The 451-nt window shown below is 50.8% G+C and carries 1 protein-coding gene; it reads left to right on the top strand.

The window, feature by feature from the left end; genetic code table 11:
• Positions 1-63: 63 nt before the first annotated feature.
• The coding region (locus tag KDM89_RS19765; RefSeq protein ID WP_212689597.1) for a PAS domain-containing protein at positions 64-451 on the top strand (388 nt) is incomplete at its 3' end.

The raw sequence follows: 451 nt of genomic DNA, 5'->3' as shown, positions 1-451 counted from the left end.
ATTACCCGTCCAATTATGAGTATATCCTCCCGGCTGCACCGTTTAAGGCCGGAAAAAGGCGAGTTGCTGCAATCCCCCTCCTATCATGGATCGGATGAGCTGGGCACGCTGGTCAGCGATGTGAATCAGCTGATAGGCAATCTGGTCAGTACGCTTGATGAAGAACGTCACCTGCGCATTCAGCATGCATTAGGAGAGAGAAAATACCAGACGCTGTTTGACAATGCAGAAACCGGGATTTTTCAGATTAATCCGGAAGGGCAATTACTGTCCTGTAATCAGGCCTTGTTGCGTATGCTCAGTATCAACAGCATCACAGAGCATGACACTGTGCTGCTACAGGCGCTGGAGGGGCAGGAATTAAGATTGCACCTGATGATAGATCAGACGACGCAAACCGCTCAGGCGGCGTCGGAAGACTTCCTGATAGAAACCGGTCAGGGCTTACGTC

This window comes from Cognatundibacterium luofuense (genome assembly GCF_018139685.1).
In the GTDB taxonomy this organism is placed as follows: Bacteria; Pseudomonadota; Gammaproteobacteria; order Burkholderiales; family Burkholderiaceae_D; genus Undibacterium; species Undibacterium luofuense.
The sequence above is the reverse complement of the archived record's forward strand: the minus strand, read 5'-3'. Positions and strand labels throughout refer to the sequence as shown.